At 44.0% G+C, this 587-nt stretch carries 1 protein-coding gene; it reads right to left on the bottom strand.

Annotated elements, in window-relative coordinates:
- Positions 1 to 214: 214 nt before the first annotated feature.
- The coding region (gene upp, locus R7Z47_RS25940) for a uracil phosphoribosyltransferase (RefSeq protein WP_318130908.1) at positions 215 to 587 on the bottom strand (373 nt) is incomplete at its 5' end.

Genomic DNA, 587 nt, shown 5'->3' with positions numbered 1-587 from the left:
CCTATGTGGTATCGTGGCAATCCTTCTTAACCTAGTGCTGCCACACGACCTTGGTGAAAACCACGTGGTTGATAACGCTCAAATGGAAGAAGAAAGCGCGAAGTAATTCGACTGCGCGACTTTTAAGTGGCGCACTTTAACCTTTCTAAATAAATAAACAGCAACAAAAAAGGCTTGGTGAAAACCAAGCCTTTGTTTTATTCGGAGTAACTAATTACTTAGTACCGAAAATCTTATCACCTGCATCACCAAGACCAGGAACGATGTAGCCTTTGTCGTTTAGCTTCTCATCGATTGCCGCAGTGTAAAGCTCAACGTCTGGGTGCGCTTTTTCTAGTGCTTCAATACCTTCTGGAGCCGCAACTAGAACAAGAACTTTAATTGACTGACAGCCTTTCTCTTTTAGTAGGTCGATAGTCGCGATCATCGAACCGCCAGTTGCTAGCATTGGGTCAACAACTAGAGCAATACGCTCATCAATGTTAGACGCTAGCTTGTTGAAATAAGGTACTGGCTCAAGTGTTTCTTCATCACGGTAAATACCAACAACACTGATACGAGCGCTTGGCATGTGCTCAAGAACGCCA

Source organism: Vibrio sp. 1641 (assembly GCF_033339995.1).
Taxonomy (GTDB): domain Bacteria; phylum Pseudomonadota; class Gammaproteobacteria; order Enterobacterales; family Vibrionaceae; genus Vibrio; species Vibrio alginolyticus.
This window is presented reverse-complemented; position numbering and strand designations above follow the sequence as displayed.